The 22,607-nt window shown below is 36.1% G+C and carries 28 protein-coding genes; all 28 read left to right on the top strand.

The window, feature by feature from the left end; all coding sequences use genetic code 11:
* Positions 1 to 630: 630 nt before the first annotated feature.
* The 28 genes from AC1TO9_RS07235 (at position 631) to AC1TO9_RS07100 (ending at position 22,283) form a co-directional block, all read left to right on the top strand.
* Positions 631 to 966 (top strand): hypothetical protein, encoded by a 336-nt coding sequence (locus AC1TO9_RS07235; protein ID WP_482058746.1) that lies wholly within the window; start codon positions 631 to 633, stop codon positions 964 to 966.
* 273 nt (positions 967 to 1,239) lie between these two features.
* On the top strand, positions 1,240 to 2,298 hold the full coding sequence (locus AC1TO9_RS07230) for a phosphotransferase (protein WP_482058745.1): 1,059 nt from the start codon (positions 1,240 to 1,242) through the stop codon (positions 2,296 to 2,298).
* Between the two features lie 204 nt (positions 2,299 to 2,502).
* Positions 2,503 to 2,886, top strand: a complete 384-nt coding sequence (locus AC1TO9_RS07225; protein ID WP_482058744.1) for a hypothetical protein — start codon at positions 2,503 to 2,505, stop codon at positions 2,884 to 2,886.
* A gap of 231 nt (positions 2,887 to 3,117) precedes the next feature.
* The gene (locus AC1TO9_RS07220) at positions 3,118 to 3,546 is read left to right on the top strand and encodes an NUDIX hydrolase (protein WP_090993669.1); all 429 of its coding nucleotides are present in this window, start codon (positions 3,118 to 3,120) and stop codon (positions 3,544 to 3,546) included.
* Between the two features lie 240 nt (positions 3,547 to 3,786).
* The gene (locus tag AC1TO9_RS07215) at positions 3,787 to 4,092 is read left to right on the top strand and encodes a hypothetical protein (protein ID WP_482055207.1); all 306 of its coding nucleotides are present in this window, start codon (positions 3,787 to 3,789) and stop codon (positions 4,090 to 4,092) included.
* Between the two features lie 859 nt (positions 4,093 to 4,951).
* Positions 4,952 to 5,227: a hypothetical protein gene (locus AC1TO9_RS07210; protein ID WP_482058743.1), complete on the top strand. Its 276-nt coding sequence runs from the start codon at positions 4,952 to 4,954 to the stop codon at positions 5,225 to 5,227.
* Between the two features lie 284 nt (positions 5,228 to 5,511).
* Positions 5,512 to 5,862 carry a histidine kinase gene (locus AC1TO9_RS07205; protein ID WP_482058742.1) on the top strand — a complete coding sequence of 117 codons (351 nt, stop codon included), beginning with the start codon at positions 5,512 to 5,514 and terminating at the stop codon, positions 5,860 to 5,862.
* A gap of 259 nt (positions 5,863 to 6,121) precedes the next feature.
* Positions 6,122 to 6,511, top strand: coding sequence for an HIT family protein (locus tag AC1TO9_RS07200; RefSeq protein ID WP_482058741.1), 390 nt, complete (start codon positions 6,122 to 6,124; stop codon positions 6,509 to 6,511).
* A 326-nt stretch (positions 6,512 to 6,837) separates the two neighbouring features.
* The gene (locus AC1TO9_RS07195; protein ID WP_482058740.1) at positions 6,838 to 7,308 is read left to right on the top strand and encodes a GNAT family N-acetyltransferase; all 471 of its coding nucleotides are present in this window, start codon (positions 6,838 to 6,840) and stop codon (positions 7,306 to 7,308) included.
* A gap of 515 nt (positions 7,309 to 7,823) precedes the next feature.
* Positions 7,824 to 8,390 (top strand): histidine phosphatase family protein, encoded by a 567-nt coding sequence (locus AC1TO9_RS07190; protein ID WP_482058739.1) that lies wholly within the window; start codon positions 7,824 to 7,826, stop codon positions 8,388 to 8,390.
* Between the two features lie 253 nt (positions 8,391 to 8,643).
* Complete coding sequence (locus AC1TO9_RS07185; RefSeq protein WP_482058738.1) at positions 8,644 to 9,384, top strand: class I SAM-dependent methyltransferase; 741 nt, start codon at positions 8,644 to 8,646, stop codon at positions 9,382 to 9,384.
* A 249-nt stretch (positions 9,385 to 9,633) separates the two neighbouring features.
* A complete protein-coding gene (locus AC1TO9_RS07180; RefSeq protein WP_482058737.1) occupies positions 9,634 to 10,035 on the top strand; it encodes an HIT family protein in 402 nt (133 codons plus the stop codon).
* A 219-nt stretch (positions 10,036 to 10,254) separates the two neighbouring features.
* Positions 10,255 to 10,857, top strand: coding sequence for a GNAT family N-acetyltransferase (locus tag AC1TO9_RS07175; RefSeq protein WP_482058736.1), 603 nt, complete (start codon positions 10,255 to 10,257; stop codon positions 10,855 to 10,857).
* 208 nt (positions 10,858 to 11,065) lie between these two features.
* Positions 11,066 to 11,509 carry a GNAT family N-acetyltransferase gene (locus AC1TO9_RS07170; RefSeq protein ID WP_482054149.1) on the top strand — a complete coding sequence of 148 codons (444 nt, stop codon included), beginning with the start codon at positions 11,066 to 11,068 and terminating at the stop codon, positions 11,507 to 11,509.
* 267 nt (positions 11,510 to 11,776) lie between these two features.
* Positions 11,777 to 12,457, top strand: coding sequence for a class I SAM-dependent methyltransferase (locus AC1TO9_RS07165; RefSeq protein ID WP_482058735.1), 681 nt, complete (start codon positions 11,777 to 11,779; stop codon positions 12,455 to 12,457).
* Between the two features lie 322 nt (positions 12,458 to 12,779).
* Positions 12,780 to 13,370: a CDP-diacylglycerol--glycerol-3-phosphate 3-phosphatidyltransferase gene (pgsA, locus tag AC1TO9_RS07160; protein WP_482054147.1), complete on the top strand. Its 591-nt coding sequence runs from the start codon at positions 12,780 to 12,782 to the stop codon at positions 13,368 to 13,370.
* A gap of 217 nt (positions 13,371 to 13,587) precedes the next feature.
* The gene (locus AC1TO9_RS07155) at positions 13,588 to 14,175 is read left to right on the top strand and encodes a histidine phosphatase family protein (RefSeq protein ID WP_482054146.1); all 588 of its coding nucleotides are present in this window, start codon (positions 13,588 to 13,590) and stop codon (positions 14,173 to 14,175) included.
* 35 nt (positions 14,176 to 14,210) lie between these two features.
* Entirely contained in the window at positions 14,211 to 15,008 is a 798-nt protein-coding gene (locus AC1TO9_RS07150; protein ID WP_482054145.1) for a class I SAM-dependent methyltransferase, read from the top strand.
* Complete coding sequence (locus tag AC1TO9_RS07145) at positions 15,005 to 15,466, top strand: GNAT family N-acetyltransferase (RefSeq protein ID WP_482058734.1); 462 nt, start codon at positions 15,005 to 15,007, stop codon at positions 15,464 to 15,466. The genes AC1TO9_RS07150 and AC1TO9_RS07145 overlap by 4 nt, the downstream gene beginning before the upstream one ends.
* A 27-nt stretch (positions 15,467 to 15,493) precedes the next feature.
* Positions 15,494 to 16,288: an AAC(3) family N-acetyltransferase gene (locus tag AC1TO9_RS07140; RefSeq protein WP_482054143.1), complete on the top strand. Its 795-nt coding sequence runs from the start codon at positions 15,494 to 15,496 to the stop codon at positions 16,286 to 16,288.
* Between the two features lie 209 nt (positions 16,289 to 16,497).
* On the top strand, positions 16,498 to 17,052 hold the full coding sequence (locus tag AC1TO9_RS07135; RefSeq protein WP_482058733.1) for a GNAT family N-acetyltransferase: 555 nt from the start codon (positions 16,498 to 16,500) through the stop codon (positions 17,050 to 17,052).
* 361 nt (positions 17,053 to 17,413) lie between these two features.
* Positions 17,414 to 18,094 carry a hypothetical protein gene (locus AC1TO9_RS07130; protein ID WP_482058732.1) on the top strand — a complete coding sequence of 227 codons (681 nt, stop codon included), beginning with the start codon at positions 17,414 to 17,416 and terminating at the stop codon, positions 18,092 to 18,094.
* Between the two features lie 3 nt (positions 18,095 to 18,097).
* The gene (locus AC1TO9_RS07125; RefSeq protein WP_482058731.1) at positions 18,098 to 18,232 is read left to right on the top strand and encodes a hypothetical protein; all 135 of its coding nucleotides are present in this window, start codon (positions 18,098 to 18,100) and stop codon (positions 18,230 to 18,232) included.
* A gap of 117 nt (positions 18,233 to 18,349) precedes the next feature.
* On the top strand, positions 18,350 to 18,541 hold the full coding sequence (locus tag AC1TO9_RS07120; RefSeq protein ID WP_482054139.1) for a metallophosphoesterase family protein: 192 nt from the start codon (positions 18,350 to 18,352) through the stop codon (positions 18,539 to 18,541).
* Positions 18,542 to 18,602: 61 nt separating this feature from the next.
* Entirely contained in the window at positions 18,603 to 19,346 is a 744-nt protein-coding gene (dapB, locus tag AC1TO9_RS07115) for a 4-hydroxy-tetrahydrodipicolinate reductase (RefSeq protein ID WP_482054138.1), read from the top strand.
* A gap of 365 nt (positions 19,347 to 19,711) precedes the next feature.
* Positions 19,712 to 21,043 carry a serine hydrolase domain-containing protein gene (locus AC1TO9_RS07110; RefSeq protein ID WP_482058730.1) on the top strand — a complete coding sequence of 444 codons (1,332 nt, stop codon included), beginning with the start codon at positions 19,712 to 19,714 and terminating at the stop codon, positions 21,041 to 21,043.
* A 105-nt stretch (positions 21,044 to 21,148) separates the two neighbouring features.
* The gene (locus tag AC1TO9_RS07105) at positions 21,149 to 21,730 is read left to right on the top strand and encodes an AAA family ATPase (RefSeq protein WP_482058836.1); all 582 of its coding nucleotides are present in this window, start codon (positions 21,149 to 21,151) and stop codon (positions 21,728 to 21,730) included.
* 19 nt (positions 21,731 to 21,749) lie between these two features.
* The gene (locus AC1TO9_RS07100; protein WP_482058729.1) at positions 21,750 to 22,283 is read left to right on the top strand and encodes a P-loop NTPase family protein; all 534 of its coding nucleotides are present in this window, start codon (positions 21,750 to 21,752) and stop codon (positions 22,281 to 22,283) included.
* The last annotated feature ends 324 nt before the right edge of the window (positions 22,284 to 22,607 follow it).

Raw genomic sequence — 22,607 nt, 5'->3', positions numbered from 1 at the left:
TTCTTTTTGTATAGGAGACAGTATAAAAGATCTTAGGAAAGAAGGATGTAGAGTTTCTATCACCTGCTCCTGGCACTTATTACTTCGAAAATACAGGCTTTTTCTTTTAAAACTGATTGTTTAGCGAAATGCCTACGATTGTACAGGAATTAAACCATTAGCTTTTGGATTTGAGGGTATGACAAGATAAAGGATGTATAATTGTAGGAATATCCCATGACAGAATAGATAATGAAGAAAAAAGATGCATAATCGTAGGCATTCTCTCGTTGTTTCTAGTATTGGATTGGAGTAGAAGGATCTTCAAAATGAAACAGGAGAAGGGAGTAAGTGTCGAGCAAGAAGTTTGCGTTTCGCCTAAAGTTACGTTCCTTCATTCTTGGGAAATCTAATTGCATTCTCGCAGTATTGGTGACTAGTGTAATTCCCTTGTTTTTAGTAAGTATCTAAATAAGGTACTGCTTTTTACATCCACCAGATGGTATAATTTGGGGTAAGAGTGAAAAGCTTCGTCTATCCCCCTAGGAGGGGGTAGTAAGCGAATTCGCTTATCTAGCTAGATGAGAGTGATAAACGAGTTCGTAGATTAGCAGTTAGGTGAAATTTCCGCAATTGATAAGGAGACAAAAAATGATAATACTAGGGATGTTATTAGCAAGTATTATATTATTGCTTTCATTCACAATAATCGGACCATATGGAATAGTCATATTTCTAATCTTAATATTTGGACTAGTATTCAGCACATATCACAAAAACCAACAGATATATGAAGACATAAAAATAATAAGAGAAAAATTAGGATTACTAAGGGATGAAGAAAAAGATGAATTAGAAATTAAAAAAAGTGAAGAAGAATATATGAATGCAAATAAGAATCCAGAATTTATTTCTGAACTAGATCAAGAAATTGAGGAAGAACTCAAGAAATATATTGAAGAAAACCCAGATTCAAAAGATAAATGAAAATAAGACATGGATTTTGAAAGTTTATCGAAGAGGGCGGAAACAACACCTAACAACGTATTCATGCTGCGTCGCCTCCGGCTCCTCGGTTCGGACCGAAGTAGGAAGATGAAGATTCGATGAAGCAGATTCAGTAGCAGGGAAGCCTATTCAGCCGAACAACCTTGCACTGCCTAACCGCGTCGCGGCCGTTCCCTTCGGTCACTTAAGGCAGTGAAGGTTCATGAATACAAGAACGTTATCGGAAATCAGCGTAAAACAAAAAAAGAAAAAGTGAAAGGAACATATCAAATGAATCATCAATATAATTTACAATTCGAAAAATTGTGCGACACATTAAAACTTGGTGAAATAATAAAAACACCAGAAATTATTTCGGGAGGGCTATTACATAGGATGTTTGCAATAGAAACAACCAAAGGGAAATATGCTGTAAAAGCTTTAAATCCACAAATTATGGCAAGACCGACAGCCCTACATAATTATATACAATCTGAAAGGATCGCAACTATTGCATACAATAGTTCACCTGTTCAACCAGCAAAAACGATTGATGGTAAGTTTATTCAGAGTATAGACGATCAATTTTACCTTGTTTTTGATTGGATCGAAGGATATACCCTTAAATCTGATCAAATTAATTTAACTCATTGTAAGAAGATTGCATCGATTCTTGCTGGAATTCATAAGACAGATTTCTCTCAAATAGAAAATAATGATAATTATTTTGATAATACGAAAGAATCAGATTGGAATCTTTACTTAAGTAAAGGGAAAGAGATCAATTCTGTTTGGGTGAATCTGTTACACGAAAACATTGAACAGTTATTTGTTTGGAGCGATAAAGCAAAGAGATCTTACAGAATGTTAGCATCAGAAATGGTTATCGGCCACAGAGATTTAGAACCCAAGAATGTTATGTGGTTTCAAGAAAATCCAATAATAATTGATTGGGAATCAGCCGGGTTTATTAATCCGAATCACGATTTGATTGAAACGGCAATTTACTGGTCTGTGAATGAATTAGGGAGTATAGACGAGGAGAAATTTTTAGCCTTTATTGATGAATATCAAAAAAGTATTGGAATTATTGATGCTGATTGGAGAAATATTTTAGAACACGGTTATTTAAGCAAATTAGACTGGCTGGAATATAGTCTTAAACGATCGTTACGGATTGAATGCACGGACGAAAATGAACAGGAAATGGGGACATTACAGGTAACTGGAACAATAAATGCTCTAAACCAATATGAAGAAATGGTTTCGGAATTAGAAACCTGGTTAAACAATAACTTAAGTAAATTCGAAGAAGACGCTGACATCCTATAACAAAGCATCTGCGCTGCGGGGCATTCGCCCCTTGGTTGTCGGGAAGTGTAATCATGGAAGTGAACTCAGACAACACACGACCCGGCCTAAGATAAGAGCTATCTAAGGCCGGGTCGCGTCGCAGATGCGGATACGTTATGTGAAATACTCGAAATTGGTTTAATATCCTTAAATGATTATATTTTTAATAATAGGAGAAATAGTATGACAACTGATAATTTCGATTACTATACTGATGATCAATTTGAATGGACTGGAATATTAAATTACTATCAGGCCCCTAATTTTATACATAAGAAGGGGACTGTTTTTAGTGTTGAAGTAATTGTAAATAAAGAAATAGATGAATCTGATAGTAACTTGATACCTGGGTTTAGTAAGGGGTGGACTTGGGGAGAAGACAGAAGAATTAAAGCTTTTAAAATGGAAGATCCAATGATTGTTGGAGATCGTATATTTTTGAAATTTCTTACCATTCGAAAAAGTAAAAGATATGATGAAATAAAGTATTTTCTTTTTGATTTAGGGGCTTTTTTAGATTTGAGTGACTATAAAATCATTGAAATAAATGTTAATGAGATATTGTAAGTAGATGCTACGAGGTCGAGTACATCACATAACATTACATTACCACAGCGGTCGCTAAGCTCCCTAGGTCACCAAGAGGTAGATTCGTGGAAGTTAATTCAGGTGACACATCCAACCAGCTAAGTGGCAGAGCCACCCGGACCTACGGTCCTTAAGCCGTTTGGACGTCGGTAATGCGCGAACGTTATATGAAAGATATGCAGATCTAAATCAGAAGGGAAGTCAAACATAATGATCAGAGTCGATGTAGCTTACTCCTTAATTACTGATCCAACCAATTCCAAAATATTAATGGTCAGGAATGTAGATGATTCTAGTGACCGATGGTCACTTCCAGGCGGTGCTGTTGAAAGAGAAGAATCATTAGACCAAGCAGCAATAAGGGAAGCTAAAGAAGAAACTGGACTAGATATTAAAGTTCATGGAATAGTGGCAGTAAATGAATGTAAATTTCCGAAAAAAGAAGAACATGTAATATTTATAACATTTAAAGGTGAAGTAATCGGTGGGAATGAAGAAATAGTTAGACCTAATGAAATTTCTGAAATAGCTTGGATTGATATAGAGAAGGCTGAACAATTAATGCCTTACTATAAAGATGGATTAAGAAGATTAATAGATGGATATGAAATAACATATTTTAACGAAGGCAATAAGTAATTTTGTGAGTTGTTCGAGACGGCATATCCTTCATATAACAAAATATTCGCACTGCGGGCCATTCGTCCCTTGATCTGCCAGGAGCGTTTTCGAGGAAGAAGAATCGGGCAGATACATCCATTCCCCTAAGATAAGAGCTATCTAAGGGGAATGGACGTCGCGAATACACCAACGTTATCGGAAACTTCTGCAATGTGTTAAAACATAAAAGTGAAGGTGATTAGTATGAAAAGCTCGAAAATGGAATTTTTAGAACCATGGGAATCAGAAACCTCGAGTGTTTTTCTCGATGAACTTAATAAAGAAATTTCTGATAATCACATTCTCAAAGGAATCAAACTAATAGTGGTTGCTAGAAGAATAGATCGAGACGATGTGTTATTTCAATACCAAGAGGTTCCTGATAAGTATGTTCAAGTTCATTTAACTTGGAAGAGTAATGAAGAATTAGATGCTCAATGGCCTAAATCAAAAATATATGAGGCACTTGAAGAATGGGTAAATGAAGTAATGCTCCTAGATAATAAGGAATATGAAGAAAATTGATTATAAGACATTAGATATATTCGGTAGTGGATTCGAAGATGCCAGAAGCATCCGATAACATTACATTTCTGCGTCGTCGCTGACGCTCCTTGGTCGCCAAGAGGCATGCCAGAGAAGTGGAATCAGGCGACACATTCAACCGGCTAAGTCTGACGACCCGTTCCCTTCGGTCACTTAAGCCGCTTGAACGTCAGAAATGTGCGAACGTTATCCGAAAACCTCGGTATTTAAAATCTATAACTGTATGATGTGAATGGATTTAGTCGAAAAAATTATTAAAGAAGCACAAAAAAAGGTTGATAAATAAGGAGCTGATTATCATGAATACTTGGATAAATATGTATCTTGATTGGAAAAAGAGACATCCATATTTTTTTACCTTTTATCTAGTAACTTTTGTTGCCCTTTTACTTTTATCACTATTTAACTATTCTGTTAAAGTAGGAGAAGTTATTGGAGATATTTTTTGGAAGTGATTAATGATGAAACAAGATTTACCCTAATAAAAACCATAATCAATCTATTAAGAACTATGAAGAATCCCGGGAAAATCATTAAATATTTGGCATCGAAATTATCCAATTGATTTATAGGCAGATGTTAAAGGGCTATGAGATTTTTGAAGGAAGATTCGAAGAGGTCGAGGTCATCGGATAACACAGCATTCCTACGTCGTCGCATTCGCTCCTCGGTCGCCAAGGGGATTTTCAGAGAAGTGGAATCAGGCGACACATTCAACCTGCTAAGTCTGACGACCCGTTCCCTAGGGTCACTTAAGCCGCTTGAACGTCAGGAATGCTAAACGTTATGTGAAATTACTGTAATGCTGATAAATAAAAGATTTAATTCGGAGGAGTAAATGATGAATGAAAGATCAGAAAAACGATGGGAAAAGATGAGAGCAAAAGGAAAAAGGCATTTTGTTGTAAATAGTGGCGTTCTAAAATGGGGATTGACTACAGCGGTTCTTTATTCTATCTTCATTACTTATTTGAATAATGGCTTAACTGGAATATTACTTAATGATTTTTTAAGAACTTTATTAATCGCTGTTATCTTGTTTCCAATCGGAGGATACTTCTGGGGTATATGGGTGTGGAAGTGGCAAGAAAGGAATCATAGGAAAGAGCAGTAAATAATAACGACTATCAAATTATTAAGAAGTCTTAAATACATATAGCGGGTTAATACAAACAAAGAGATTACTTAGTAATTCACAGGAGACAGTAACATCACATAACAATGCATTTTAGCTTCGTCGCATACGCTCCTTGGTCTCCAAGAGGTATTTCGGAGAAGTAAATTCAGGCGACACATCCAACCGGCTAAGTGGCAGAGCCACCCGGACCTTCGATCCTTAAGCCGTTCGGACGTCAGAAATGCGCAACGTTATGTGAAATTCAGGTAAAGGAGATTTTTATGGATAAGAATCAATTACTATATTCAAATCTAAAGGATATAAGAGATTATTGGATTGAAACCTCAAAAGCAGCGTTAGAACACAGTGCAGATTTGACTTGGGCTGAAAATGAAGAAGCAATTAAACATTTACAAAATATATTAAAGACAGAAAACGACATAGAATCATTCGGATTTCTACAGAAAGAAATAATTGACGGATTAATTCATTCAATATTGGTAATGGTAGATGGCGGTGATAAACTTGCAGATTTATTTACATTAGATTTGACTGATTTAGAAACGAAAGAAACATTGAAAAATGAAGCATTACATGAAGGATACACTGAATATTTACTGGATAACGAATAGAATATACTTGTTAGTTAATCAAGAAGACCTGAACATCACATAACAGAACATTCCTACGTCGTCGCTTTCGCTCCTAGGTCACCAAGAGGGATTTCGGAGAAGTGGAATCAGGTGACACATCCAACCGGCTAAGTCTAACGACCCGTTCCCTTCGGTCACTTAAGCCGCTTGAACGTCAGGAGCAACGTTAGGTGAAATATTCAAAGTGCGTTGAAAAGCATTTATAATCTTACTAACCATAACCTAAAGGGAGATAGAAATGGAGAATTGCGAATACTGCAATATTATCTTAGAACACCAAAAAGTTTTAATAGAGAATGATCACTGCAAATACTTACAACTATTAAACCCTGAAATAGAAGGATCAGGAATAATAATACCTAAAGAACATCGAGAAACCGTATTTGATTTGAGTGAGGAAGAGTGGAAATCTACAATTTCATTATTAAAAGAAATAAAAGGAATTCTTGATAGAGAAATAAAGCCTGATGGTTATAATGTGGGTTGGAACTGTGGGTCAGTTGGAGGACAACATGTATTTCATGCTCATATGCATGTCATACCTAGATTTTCAGATGAACCTTTTGCAGGAAAAGGAATTAGAAACTGGTTTAAGAGCCAAGAAAATAAACGAATAAGTGACAAATAAACTGTTTGATATTACAGGAAGACGAATAAATCACCTAACATCGCATTCCTACTGCGGGCATACGCCCTTGATCGCTCAGAAGGATTTCGAAGAAGTATAATCAAGCGATACATTCAACCGGCTAAGTCTTACGACCCGTTCCCTTCGGTCACTTAAGCCGCTTGAACGTCAGGAATGCACATACGTTATGTGAAATCATCGCAATAATAAGTGAAAGTAGGATCAGATTAGGAACGAGAACAGTTGTCGATTGATATAGTAACGAAGGATTCTTGGATTATTGAAGGAATTCATCAGTTTCCAAGAGACGGGGGGATTGTTAGTAAATGAGTATTGAATTTAAAAAAGTGAGCGACTTTAATCGAGGGATATTCTTTGAATTATTGAAAGATTCGTATTCATTTGACTGTAAATATGAACAAGCATGCAAATCTAAATGGCAGGAAAATGACGATTTCTTCTTCGATAATTTACAAATTGCAGATAAATACTGCTTTTTAACAACACTAAACGGTGAAGCCATTGGATTTGTTGCATGGGACCCAAGAAATATGCCTGAGTATGCGGAAATTGGTGATAATTGCATTGTTTCGAAACACAAAGGCAATGGATATGGTAAATTACAGCTTCGAGAAGCAATTAATAGAATCACCCAAAATGATGTAAAAAAAATAATAGTAACCACGAATGATGACCTAATCCCTGCTCAGCGGATGTATGAAAGTGTTGGATTTACAATATGTCAGAGAAGGAAGAAACAAAATGTTGAACATATAGATTATGTATATTTTCTATAGTCAATGAAGGTAAAAAGTATTATACGAAGTTTAATTGATTCACTGTTGTTTTTAATTGAAAACAAAGGAAGGAATCAAAATCCCTTCTTAAGTTCATATTTACGTAAAGTTGCACTATTTTTATCTCCACGGCACGATTTAATAGTGTAATTTTTACCATAAAAAGATACAGAGACACTATATCTGCTTTTCTATTAGAAATAGACGGTCAAGATATAGTTGTTTTTCCCCACCTCCACTAACACCACTATATAAACATCTTAAATCTAACCTAGTAATTTTAGCGAACTCGAGGAAGGAGATGACATCACATAACAATGCATTTCTGCTTCGTCGCTGACGCTCCTTGGTCGCCAAGAGGGGTTTCAGAGAAGCGGATTCAGGCGACACATTCAACCGGCAAGTCTGACGACCCGTTCCCTATGGTCACTTAAGCCGCTTGAACGTCAGAAATGCGCGAACGTTATGTGAAATCACATTGTGATATTTAATGAAAGCATCTATAGGAGGCCTGTATGAAGACATTTATCTATATGGTTAGGCATGGAGAATCACCATACACTGAAGGAAATGAAAGAACAAGAGGGCTTACCCCAAAAGGAAAGATCGATATTGAAAAAGTAACGGAGTTACTTATAGGTGAAGGAATAGACATGATTATATCAAGTCCTTATACTCGAGCAATTCTTAGTGTTGAGGGATTGGCCGAGCACTTAAAGTTAGATATTAAAGTATTTGAAGATCTTAGAGAACGTCATTTTGCATCTTATATTATTGAAAATACAGAGTTAATGTCTAGTATCAGAGAGAGTTTTAATGACCCTGATTATACCTTGCCGGGTGGAGAGTCTAATGCTGATTGTCAGAAAAGAGCAATCTCAGTTCTAAAACCCATATTAAAAGAGCACAGAGGGAAGAAAATAGCAATCGGGACTCATGGTCTTGTAATGACTTTGATGATGAATCATTTTGATCCAGCTTTTGGCTTGGAGTTTTTGAATCAATTAAAGAAACCAGATATCTATAAAATGCAATTCGAGGACTTAGAATTAGAAGAAATAACAAGAATGTGGAATGATTAGATTTCCTAAGGTTTATCGAAGAGGACTGTGACATCACATAACAGAGCATTCCTACTGCGGGCATTCGCCCTTGATCGCCAAGAGGGATTATCTGAGAAGTGGAATCAGGCGATACATCCAACCGGCTAAGTGGTAGAGCCACCGGGACCTTCGGTCCTTAAGCCGTTTGGACGTCAGAAATGCGCAACGTTAGGTGAAATTCCCGTAAATCATTAAATCTATAATATTAGGTCCATACAAAGGAGCTTAAATTATGAATAGAATGACTCGTGATAAAGCCATGCAATATGCTAAGTATCGATTACCCTTTTCAACAGAAGCGAGTAAATATGTTATTGATATAGCGAATGTAAGTCAAGGTGTAGTTGCCGATATTGGTGCAGGAACTGGACTTTTGACAAAACATTTTGTTGGTAATGTAAAGAAGGTATTTGTAATAGAACCTGATTTTGAAATGCGTGAACTTGCAAAGGAACTGATTGGGGAAAGAGTGGATGTAGAATTCCAAGATGGATTAGCTGAGAACACAAATCTGCTTGCACATTCTATAGATCTAGTTGTAGCAGCCAATGCTTATCATAGATTTCAACCAGAAAGTACAATTAAAGAATTTAAAAGGATACTTAAACCTAATGGAATGTTAGCTGTTTTTTCATATTATGATGACTCAAATTTTTTCAGGGATACATTGCGAGTATGTAACGATGAACAATATGTTAAGCGATTGACTGAGTCTAGGCACATTAAACCAGTTCAATATTTCTACGGAGATTCAACACCAAATAGATATTTGTTTAAACAAGAGCATAATGAGACATGGGATGAATATTGGGGGGCAGTTATCTCTAGCATGGAATCACCGCATGAGAGAGAGGAATGGTTCGTAACATTTCAAGAAGCACATAAACAACGATTCAATGATTTGGCAAGAGATGGTGTAATTACAGTAATGTACGATACAGAAGTGTGGCTAGGACAACCAAAATATATATAAGATCCTAGGCTTGAAATTCATTGAAGCCGGGGACATCATCTACATCGCATTCCTACTGCGGGGCATTCGCCCCTTGGTCGCCGGAGGCATTTCGAGGAAGAAGGATTCAAGCGACACATTGATTTCCCTAAGATAAGAGCTATCTAAGGGAAATCAACGTCAGGAATGCCAAACGTTATAGGAAATCAAGGCAGTTGATTATCAAGACAATAAATTCGTTAAAAATATTAATTTGTTGGGGGTATATTAATGAAACCATGTCCATTTTGTAATTTGAATGATGATGTAGAACAAAGAATCGTCTTTGAGAATGATTTCTGTCTCTTTATACAAAAGGACTCGGAACAAGAGATATTGGAAGGATGCGGGCTGATCATTCCGAAGGCTCATAAAGAGAACGTGTTTGAATTATCAAAAGATGAATGGAATTCTACTTATGACTTGTTACAAAAAGCAAAGAAATATTTAGATAAGAACCATGTACCTGATGGATATATTTTAGGTTGGAACGTAGGATTAGTATCAAATCAAACCATCAACCATGCCCATTTCCATGTAATTCCAAGGTTTAATGATGAACCATACGCAGGGAAAGGAATCAGATACTGGATAAAACAAAAGGGAAATAAAAGACCAGCAAGAAAAAAATGATTGAATGTGATTCACAGATGGCCCTGACATCCTCTAAACATTACATTCCTGCATCGTCGCGTTCGCTCCTAGGCCGCCAAGAGGATTTTTAGAGAAGTAGATTCAAGCGACACATTCAACCCGCTAAGTCTGACGACCCGTTCCCTTTGGTCATTTAAGCCGCTTGAACGTCAGCTGAAAGGGCTAAAATCGTTATGAAATAATAGAAGAGGTGATTATTTGATAATTCGACCGTATCAAATTACTGATGAAATAGGATGGCTTGAATGTAGAGTACTTGCTTTTCTTGATACATCATATTACGACAACGTCTTGAATAAGAAGGAGACATATAACAATCCATCTATTGAGCTTATAGCTGAAGTTGATGGAAAAATAATAGGATTGATAGATGTAGAATTAGAAGAAAAGCTAGGAACAGTTTGTTCTTCAACAGCGATTCAGAGCGGAATGATCTGGCATATTGCAGTCCATCCGCGATATCGGAGACAAGGAATAGGAAACCTATTATTAAAAGAAACAAAAAAAATCCTAAGGGAGAATAGTATATACAGGATTGAAGCATGGACAAGAGATGATAATTGGGTAATAAATTGGTACGAAAGAAATAAATTTATGAAGAAAGAAACATACTTACATATTTTTATGGACAGCGAAGAAGAATTAAAAGGAAATATAAAAAGTGTAATAGAGAATTTGTTCCCAGTATTGACCTTTGCTCATTATATTGGAGATGATCATGATGAGATGAAGAAAAAATTTAAGAGAGTACATGAATGTTCGATGTATGAGAGATTCATAGAAGAACGCCCCATCAGCTAACACCGTATCTATGCTGCGGGGCATTCGCCCCTTGGTCTGCATGGGGATTTCGAAGATGCTGATTCAGCAGACAACCCTCATTGCCTAACCGGGTCGCGGACGGGACTACGTCCCTTAAGGCAGTGAGGCTTCATAGATACCCAACGTTATCGGAAAGATACGCAAGGAATATTAATAAAATCACTTATGTTTAATGAGGGAGACTAATATGTCTGATATCATTTTAGAGAATATTAAGATCACATTAGATTCGAATGATACTGATTATAAAGAGGTTTGTAATAATTTATATCAGTATAATATTCGTGCAACCAATGAATTACTAAAAAAACCTGGCAAGGATATAAATTTATATTTGAAAGATGAATCAGGAAAAGCTATGGGCGGTTTATTTTGTGAAACTTGGTTATACGGCTTGTATCTTGATGTTTTTTGGATAGCTGATGAATATAGACATAAAGGATATGGAAAAGTCATGATCACTGAAGCTGAAAGACTGGGAAAAGAACTCGGATGTACATTTGCTCATACTTGTACTTTTTCATATCAATCTCCGGAATTTTATAAGAATATGGGATATGAGATCTTTGGAGTTAATGATGAATATCCAGATGGAATAAAACAATTTTTTTTGAAGAAGAAGTTGAAATGATAGATTAATAATGTCACAAGCATTTCGAAGTATATCAAAGAGGACGTATCCATCCGATAGCACAGTATTCCTACTGCGGGTATTCGCCCTTGATCGCTTAGGAGGAATTTCAGAGAGGTTAATCTGGCGATACATTCAACCAGCTAAGTCTGACGACCCGTTCCCTTCGCTCACTTAAGCTACTTGAACGTCAGGAATGGCGGACGTTAGAGGAAATGGCCGCAACCAATATTAATAACTAAAATACTTATTCTCGGAGGTTAATTCATGGGAGTCGAATGGTATGACATGATCGCTAGAAGAAATGGCGGATATAAAAGCAATGCTGTATTTAATATTGAGGGAATTTCAGCGGAGCAGATATTTGAAGAGAGACTAATGAGCATGGTACCTAATTTCAATTCAGTCTTAGATGCTGGTTGCGGACATGGGGATTTTACATTAAAGATGTCGAGATATGCTAAATCGATAATAGGATTTGACAACTCATTTGAAATGATTAGGATTGCTGAGTCAATTTTAGAAGAAAGTAAAATGAATAATGTAAGATTTATATTCGCTACCACTAAGACTGACTTACCTTTTAGTGATGGACAATTTGACTTAATTTATGACAGAAGAGGACCAACATCTATATTAAACCATAGTAGAGTACTTATTTCTGGAGGTACTGTATTCGGAATTCATTCAGGAGCATTGGAAACTGTTAAAGATAGACTAAACAGTAATGGATTTATAAACATTGAAATTGAAGAATTTAATAGTGCGATTATCTTTTTCCCTAATGAGATTGAATTTGCTAAGTTTATTTCAGGAATACCTGGAAATCCCGATTATACTATGCCTGAGTTAAAGAAGGAATTAGAATTAAAAATTCAAGAGAATATCATAAACGGAAAACTTGGATTGAAAGAATATAAATACATATGGAAAGCCAACATACCTTGATTTTATTAGTCAACTCGAAGAAGGTAGCTGCATCATCTGACAACGATTTCCCGATGTGGGGTTACGCCCCTTGGTCTGCCCGAGGATTTCGGAGAAGTGGAGTCAGGCAGTCAACCCTGCACCGCCCAAGTCCGTTGGACCCGGCGCTACGCTCCTCGGTCGCCAAGAGGGATTTCAGTGAGGCGTATTCAGGCGACACATTCGACCAGCTAAGTGGCAGAGCCACCCGGAGCTATGGTTCTTAAGCCGTTTGGACGTCAGATATGCGCAAAGTTAGCTGAAAACTTGTGCTCGTTATTAAAATCTGAAAGGGGCAGTTAGCGTGAACCTTGCGAATAAGATTACAATTGCAAGAATTTTCTTAATACCTTTATTTATGGTGTTCTTTTCTAAATATCCTGAGTGGCTGGCCGATGAAAGTAGATTCTTTAGTTTTATTAATCAATACGGAATTTATTTTGCAATTGTGGTATTTCTTGTAGCTTCGGGAACAGACAAGTTAGATGGTTATATTGCAAGGAAGTATAATCAAATAACTAATTTAGGTAAGCTGTTAGATCCCTTAGCCGACAAATTATTGATATCCGTTGCATTAATTATGATGGTCCAATCAAATATGATTCCTGCGTGGATAGCGATTATTATAATCGGAAGAGAATTTGTAATTACAGGACTAAGAATGATAGCATCGGGACAAGGAATTGCTCTGTCGGCGGACAAGTTTGGTAAAGTGAAAATGGTTATGCAAGTGGTTGCCATTGTTGCAATATTATTAGACAATTACCCATTCGAATTGCTAACTAGCATTGAGATAGATTATATTCTTATGCTAATAGCTGTGGGCCTGACTTTATACTCAGGATTTAACTATATATTAAGAAATTATAAAGAACTTAAACTTGATAAGATGTAAAAGGAAATCGAAGATGGCACAAGATATCTGATAACATTACATTACCACAGCGGTCGCTATCCTCACTTGGTCATTAAGAAGTAATTTCAAGGAACACCTTCAACCGGCTGAGTCTTAAGACCTGAATCCACGGACCTTAAGCCGCTTGAACGTCAAGAATGTACGAGCGATAGCTGAAATCATTGCAATACTGATATAAGAAAGCGGTGACATAGAAATGACGACCCTTATATATTTTGTAAGGCATGCTGAGTCTATTTATGTAGAAGGCATTGAAAGAAGTAGAAGCTTATCAGAAAAAGGATTGGCTGATGCATTAATCATAAAAGACATATTAAAAACAGAAGAAATTGATTATTTCATATCAAGTCCTTATGAAAGATCAATAGAAACCATTCGTCCAACGGCAATTGAGTATTTGAAAGATATTAAAATTGAAGAAGATTTAAGGGAAAGAAACATTGGTAAATTCTCGTCAATATCATTCAAAGAAGCAAAGTACCAAGTATATGAAGACATTCATTATGCATTTCCACAAGGGGAATCTAACTTAATAGCACAAAAAAGATCTGTGAAAGTTATGGAAGACATATTAGAAACATACGAAGGTAAGAAGATCGTAATTGGAACCCATGGAGATATTATGACGTTAATGATGAATCACTTTGATAAACAATATGGATTTGATTTTTGGCAGTCCACATCGATGCCAGATATTTATAAACTAAGATTTGAAGAGAAAAGATTAAAAAACTCGACGAGAATATGGGGAAGTCCACTCGAAGAAGGCAATGGCATTAGCTGAAAGGCATTCTAAAAATATATTAGGGAGTGACTATAATGGATATTAAATATTATACAGAATCAAACAGAGAAGCTTGGAATGAAGTGACACCTTTACATCAACAAGCAAGAGGTGATTCAATTATTAGTAAATTTAAAAAGCCGGAATATTATGGAATAGATGAACTCGCAATTAATAAATTGAAGGAATATGGAATTTCAGGAAAAAATGTTGCTCAGATATGTTGCAACAATGGTATTGAAACCATATCACTGAAAAAACTTGGGGCAGAATATTGTGTTGGATTTGATATTTCAGATGAGGCTATCGAAGAGGCTAATCAATTATCTGAGAATGTTAATATTCCAGTAACATTTGTAAGAACAGATATATATGAAATACCCAGCCATTTTGAAAGGCAATTTGATATTGTATACATATCAGTGGGTACTTTAGGATGGATGCCAGATTTAGAGTTGTTTTTCCAAAAGGTCTATAATCTTTTGAGAGAGGATGGAATAGTGTTCATATACGAAATGCATCCGATCATAGATATCTTCGATGAGAATGTTAAAGAAATAAAATATTCATATTTTAAAGATACACCAGTCATTGATAATACTGGCTTGGATTATATGGGCGAAGTAGACTATGAATCAAAAACAAAATATTGGTTTCCACATACTATGTCGAATATAATTCAAGGGCTTATCAAACAAGGAATGAATATTGAATGGTTTGAAGAGTTATCCAAAGATATCTCATGCGTTTCGGGTCATTTAGAGTCAGAAGAAAATCATTTACCGTTAAGTTATTTATTGGTTGGGGTAAATTCGAAAGGAATAAAAAAATGAATCTAATTCGCATAGAACCCATTGATAAACATAATTGGGAAGACGCTCTCTCGATATCTTTACTCAAATCACAAGAGAAACTTGTGCCTTCTGTTATCGAATCTTTAGCATGGGCTTATATAAAACCATGGGATGAGGCTTTTGATCCATATATTTTATACAAGGATGATATAATATTTGGATTTTTCTATCTTTCCTGTACACCTAATAGTTCGAATAATTACTGGATCGGTGGCTTTCAAATAGACAAGGAATATCAAGGGATGGGGTTAGGAACACAATCTCTTAAAAGAATATTAGAATTCATTCAGGAAACGCACAGACAATGTGAAGTAATCTCTCTAACAATCGAAAAAAGTAACGATCATGCTAGAAAGCTTTACGAGAAATTAGGATTTGTCAATCAAGATAAAGAGAACCAAGATGGCGAGATTATATATAAACTAAAGTTAAAATAAACTATAAATTTTTCTAAGGAGATTAAAATGGAAGCATCTAGTACTTTACAAACAAGAAAGTCAATGATTGATGATTTAAAACGACTTGGCGTAAAAGAGGGAATGACTTTGATCGTTCACTCCTCTCTGAAATCTTTAGGAAAAGTTGTAGGGGGACCTGTTACTGTTATATTAGCATTGGAAGAGGCGGTCGGGATGAATGGAAATATCGTTATGCCGACTCAATCTGAACATTTGTGTGCTCCGACGGAAAACAAAGATGACTTAACCTTAGAGGAAATAAAAATAATAAAAGAAAATATGCCAATATATTACCCTGACCTAACACCAACTTCGTATATGGGATTCATTCCTGAAACATTTCGAAAACAAGATGGAGTGTTAAGAAGTTCACATCCTCATATGTCATTTGCTGCGTGGGGGAAAGATGCTAAAAGTATTACGATGAATCATAGACTAGAATATGCGTTAGGCGAGGATTCTCCTTTGGGGAAAATCTATGAGTTAGAAGGATATATTCTATTGCTTGGAGCTTCTACGAAAAGTAATACTTCATTACATTTGGCTGAGTATAGCCAGAAAAACTCTTATATAAAGCCTAAAGTTTGGGAAGTGAAAATGAGTGTAGATGGAAAAGAACAATGGACTACTTATGATGATATTAATAATGAATCTGACGATTTCAACATGATTCTTGATGCGTTTAAATCCAAGACTACTTTGGTAAAAGAGGGCTTAATAGGAGAAGCGGTGAGTTATTTAATACCACAGAAAGAAATGGTTGATTTCGCATTAGAGTGGATGAATGAGAACAGAAGATAGATTGATAACATTGAAAGAAATTTCATAGAAGGCAGGTCCTTCTGATAACAATTTGTTCACGCTTCGGGCCATTTCCCCCTCGGTCCGGACAGATGCATCATTAAGTGTTGTGGGTAGGCCTAATGAGGCTGTATCAAGATCGAATAAATTGCGTCGTATGAAAGTACAGGCTTGATTCAAATATTATTGATTTCAAGGAGAGATAGTATATGAAAAAATTGCCGACAATTCAATTAGAAAGATTGATATTGCGACCTTTTAGTTTAGATGATGCAAAGGTAGTTCAAGAACTAGCAGGTGATAAATATATTGCTGAAATGACGTTATATATCCCACATCCATATGAGGATGGAATGGCAGAAGAATGGATTAAAACACATACAGTTAATTTTAATGAAGATCGATCACTTGAATTAGCAATTGTACATAATGAAGAAAAGTATTTAATCGGAGCAATATGTATAGGATGTAATATGAAGTTTGAACATGGTGAATTGGCTTATTGGATTGGGAGAAAGTACAAGAATAATGGATATTGCACTGAGGCAGCAAAAGGAATAATAAAATATGCATTTGAAGAAATGAATTTAAACCGAATATATGCGCGTTATTTAGGAAAAAATCCTGCATCGGGAAGAGTTATGGAAAAACTGGGTATGAAATACGAAGGGCTATTAAGACAACATGTTAGAAGATGGGATGAATATGAAGACCTTGTGTATTACGGTCTTTTAAAGGATGAGTATTATTCAGAGAATAACTAATGAAAGTTTGCAGCTTGAAGGTTATTCAAGTAGGCAAGTACGCCATATAACAACGTATCTACGCTGCGGAATTTACCTTTGGTTCGGGAGGAGAAGTGTTGGGCAAAGAAGCTGATTCAACTCACCCATTTCAAAAGTTGTAAAACATATAAGTGTTGATAAGGGGGTGATAATAAAGGTGCTTAATCCTGTGTTACATTATCTTTCTATTTTACTAAACATAATATTGTATCCTGTAGTCCTATTGATGGGAATCATACTTTGTAAGAAGTGCAAATTTAGAGGTGGATTTTATTTTTTTCTTCTTTTGCTGATCAATCAAATTTATTCGTTAGTGTACCCCCATATCGTAAAAAATCTTATGGATAACCATTTGAGTTTTCAAACAGGAGCTTATTTTATCAATATATCACAGCGCTTTGCTATCTTTGAAATGGTAATACATATTCTTGCCTTTCTTATATTGATTATTAGTTTGTACAGTACGCTGACATCGAATGATCTTGTAGGGCAAAACATTGAAAAAATAAAGTTTAAGGTGCTTAAACATAAAAAAGTTACCATCACCATCATTTTTATTTCCTTTCTCACGGTAGTATTGCTAATGCTTGTTGGCAATACCAAGGACTTTGAATTAATTAGTGCAAAAGCACAAATTACAAATAATCCTTCCATAGCTACAGCATCAGCTGTAAAAGAAGGAGATGAGGGGCCAAGTCGGCCAAGTCGATTTATCGAATATACTTTTATTATTAAAAACAAGAACAATAAGCAATATGGGAATTCTAGCAACTTTGTTCAATTAGATTTTATTCCATCAAAAGATTTATTATTGTTGGTTGGAGAAGAGGTATTCAGTGACAGACTCGGATATAACGGACCTGGTTTCTTTGAAGAAAACAATACAAGAGAGTTTAAAATTGTTTATGGTATTGGTAATCATGATGATTTGGATATGAAATTAATAGAAGAACAAGCATTAAAGGGACAATTAATTCTGTCATTAAACTGGAAACGGATACAAAAATTTACGTTGAGATGAATATTGAAAAATTTATTTGGTTTACGTCCTGTCTCTATTCGAGGAAGCAAGGCAGTTCCTTCAGATAACTATACATTTCTACATCGTCGCTGGCGCTCCTTAGTCGCCAAGATGGATTTTATGAGAAGTGGAATCTAGCGAGATATCCAACCGGCTAAGTGGCAGAGCCACCCGGACCTACGGTCCTTAAGCTGTTTGGAAACGTTAGGTGAAATTAACACAATATCAAATATAGTACATTTGAGGATGATTAATATGAAAACCTTTGCCATTTTGACGGATATTCATGGCAACAGTCCTGCATTAAAAGAAGTATTAGACGATATATCAAGTAAACAAATAGATCATATTTTTTGTCTAGGAGATATGGTCGGGATTGGACTGAACCAATTGAACGTCAGAAATGCGCAACGCTATATGAAAGATTTCCCCCCCAAGATTATGTAAGCAGTTATTCCGCAACGACCTGTTGTTAGAAGTATTTTATTATTATATTTGGAGGTATTGTATGATTAGAGTAGGCCTTGTTGGAGGAACCGGTAAACTGGGAAGGGATATAATCAGGTTATTAATTGAACATGAAGAAATTACATTAGGTGCCGTTATAGCCCGGAAGAACAACCCTTTTGTGGGTAAAGATATAGGCTTATTAATTGATAATCAGATTGCAAATATCATGATCGATGATGATATTCTTGCAGCTAGCAAAAAATGTGATGTATATATTGATTGTACGAATGCTGATTCATTTATGGAGAATTATGACGCATATATCCTTGGTGATAAACCTGTCATAGTAGCAACTACAGGGTTTGAGTCTAAGCATATGGAGAGAATTACTATGCTTGCAGAATCAATTCCTGTAGTTATATGTCCCAACTTCAGTATTGGAGTGTACAAATTCCTGAAATTAATCAAACTGGCATCTATTGAATTTAGCATAAATACGGATATCGATATATTAGAGTACCATCACAAATTTAAGAAGGATAAGCCAAGTGGAACTGCAATTGCGATAGCCAACACTATAAGAGAATCAGGTTTTGAAGAGAAAATTAATATACATAGTGTAAGGGCGGGAAACATTATTGGAGAACATAGCGTTTTGTTTACGACAAGTGATAACGAAAGAATTGAGATTTCACACAAAATATATTCGCGAGAAGGATTTTCTAGGGGGGTGATTGAGACTATTAAGTGGATTATTAATAAAGATACTGGTTTGTTCGGCATTGAAGATATATTCAAATAAAATTGTGCACCAACCTCCTGTTGCTCGAAGTGAAAAAGGTAAACTTTCTTGGATCGAGATAAAACTGGTGGATGAAGCAATAGATAATGAGGATGTTACTTTTTGTATTTGGCGTGAAACTAGTGATCTTGCATGGAAAAATGGGAAGGTTGAGATTCCAGAGGGAGATGACGCTGACATCCTATAACACAAGTTTCATTCGACGGGCATACGCCCTTGGTTGGGAGAAGAAATTACATAGAAGTATATACACCAACACAGAAATCCAACTGATGAAAGCGAGAGCAAGTAGTAGGTGGGTTTCCGTCGTGAACCTCTGATAGTGAACACATGGAATGCCGATGCTGGATATTAGGGAGGACAAAATGTACAAATATCAGAAAACTGAGAGTCCGTTGCACGCGATGTTAACCGATTTTGTTGAAAATGGACAGTTTCCGGCATTAGCCGTCGGGATAGTGAAGGACAACCAAATTTTCTTTGCTGGTGAATATGGAACAGCCAATTTATCGACTGGTGATCCTGTTGTTCGTAGCACTTTGTTTCACCAAGCTTCCGTCTCAAAGACATTCGTTGTAACGGCCATTATGCAATTGGTTGAGCATGGAAAAGTAGATCTGGATTCACCAATCGCGAAATATCTTTCTTACTTTAAGATGGAGGACGAGCGGTATCAATATATTACTATAAGGCAGCTTTTGAACCATACTTCTGGCATGCCAGATGAAGAAGATTATGCATGGGATCGGCCCGAATACGACGAGCAAAGTCTTGAAAGATACGTAAAAAGTATCCGTCATCACAAGCTTTTGAGCGAGCCTGGAATTAAATATGCTTATAGTAATATTGGCTACGAGATATTGGGCGACTTGATAGCAAAGGTTAGCGGAATGAGCTTCGAGAATTATATCAAAAGGCATATTCTTGAACCGGCAGGAATGCAGTCCAGTTCCTTTTTGAAAAAGGAGGTAGAAGCTCATCTTGCAGCACCTCATGTGCTCAGGACTTCCGATGGGTACGGCGGGTATATCAGTGATATATATCCTTACAATAGGGCGCATGGACCTAGTTCCACTCTATATACCAATGTTGATGACATGTGCCAGTATATGCTAATGCATCTTAAACAGGGAATTGCAAAGGATGGATATAATTCCTTGCAGTCTAGCAGCTATGATGAAATGTGGAAGCCACATGCAGCTACTGGATACGGACAAGAAAATGCACAAATCGGTCTGGGTTGGTTTGTGGGAGAATATAAGGGTATTCGAATCGTCTCACATTCCGGATGGGATACCGGATTTCTAAGTGATCTAATTCTACTTCCTGATGAAAATATCGCTATTTCTGTGATGACTAATTGTGACTACGTCTGGCTTGGGAGCGTAACCTATCCAATACTTGATCTATTGCTTGGTTCGAACATTCACCAAATAAAGCGATCAATGGCACACATAGTTGCAGACTTAGCCGTAACTAATGGAGTGGAGAAGGCGATGGAAGAGTATCATCGCATCACTAGAATGGAACAAGACAAGTATTATCTAGTGGATTTTGAATTTATGCGCATCACTGAAGCATTAACGTGGAATGGGCACAAAGAGGATGCTTTCCACATTCTGACCTGTGCAGCTGCAATATTTCCTGACAACGAGCCAATTGCTAGCAGGTTGCAGGAGTTTCAGACAAAAGCGTAGTCAATCTTAAAACAACTAGCATTCAGATTCGATAGGTGTATGGATCGTTCCACAAATGGGGGTACGTTAGGAGAACAAATATCCAGAACCATAGAGGTGAATTATGTGATTATATGGGTCAATGGTGCATTTGGATCTGGAAAAACTCAAACTGCCTATGAATTACAAAGAAGAATTTCCGATTCATTTATTTATGATCCTGAAAATGTTGGCTTTTTTATCCGGAAGAATATTCCTGCCGAAGTTAAAAAGAATGATTTTCAAGACTATCCAATGTGGAGTGAGATTAATTACACTATGTTAAAACACATAAACAATCATTATGAAGGAACGATTATAGTACCCATGACCATAGTGAATCCCCAGTATTTCGAAGAAATCATAGGTAGATTAAGAAGTGATAGAATTTCTATCAATCATTTTGTATTATGTGCAACGAAAGAAGTCTTACAAAAGAGATTAAGAAGTAGAGGTGAAAGAAAGAATTCGTGGGCTGAGCGACAGATCGATAGATGCATAGAAGGTCTTTCCAATAGCATATTTGAGAAACATATTGATACAAATAAATTGACTATTGAGGATGTTGTAACACAAATAGCATCTTTATCGAATATTAATCTGTTGCCTGACAACAGAGGGACCTTTAGAAAGAAATATGACAAGATAAAAACACAAATAAAAAGATAATGAAAGCCATTTCAAGGAGATGAAAAATATTAAAATACGTATTATTGGTTCCTGTGGAAGTGGAAAATCATATCTAGGTAAGGAAATTTCTGAGAAGTTAGGGATAATCAATTATGAACTTGATAATATGATTTGGGACAGAAGTGTGGTAAATCTAAGATTTCCTGAGGCAATAAGAGATGCAGAATTCAATAGAATAGTTAGACTAGAGTCGTGGATTATTGAGGGAGTTCAATACAATTGGACGAACGAAAGTTTTATAAAGGCAGATATCATATATATTTTAAATCCTAATGTATATATAAGGGATTATAGAATTATCAGGAGATTTATTAGGTCAAGAACAGGAATAGAGCAGTGGAATTACAAGCAGTCTTTCAATAATTTAATAAAGATGTTGATTAAATGGAACCACGGATACAATCTGAAAGAGGTATTGGACATCACAAATGAGTATTCTTATAAGAGATTCGAGATGAAAAGTTCAAGAGATGTAATAAAACATATACAAGATAATATGAAGGTAATTCAAGATGGCAATGACATCACATAACAACATATTACCACAGTGGTCGCTAGGCTCCCTTGGTAAGCAAAGAGGAAGTCTCGTAGGTGATACATATCATTAACGATATTAAAAGTCTCTATGAATACAAGGTCAAAAAACAATTATATTGAAGATTCGAAGAAATCGAGGACATCCGATAACAGACCATTCTTACATCGTTACCTATGGCCCTCAGTCGCCGAAGGGGACATCGGAGAGGTGGATTCAGGAGATGTATTCAATCTGATAAGTCTGATCTGACGACCTGGACCTACGGTCCTTAAGCTGCTTGGATGTCATTAATGCGGAAAGTTATATGAAAGTCTCTGA

Source organism: Paenibacillus sp. Y916 (assembly GCF_056786435.1).
The sequence above is the reverse complement of the archived record's forward strand: the minus strand, read 5'-3'. Positions and strand labels throughout refer to the sequence as shown.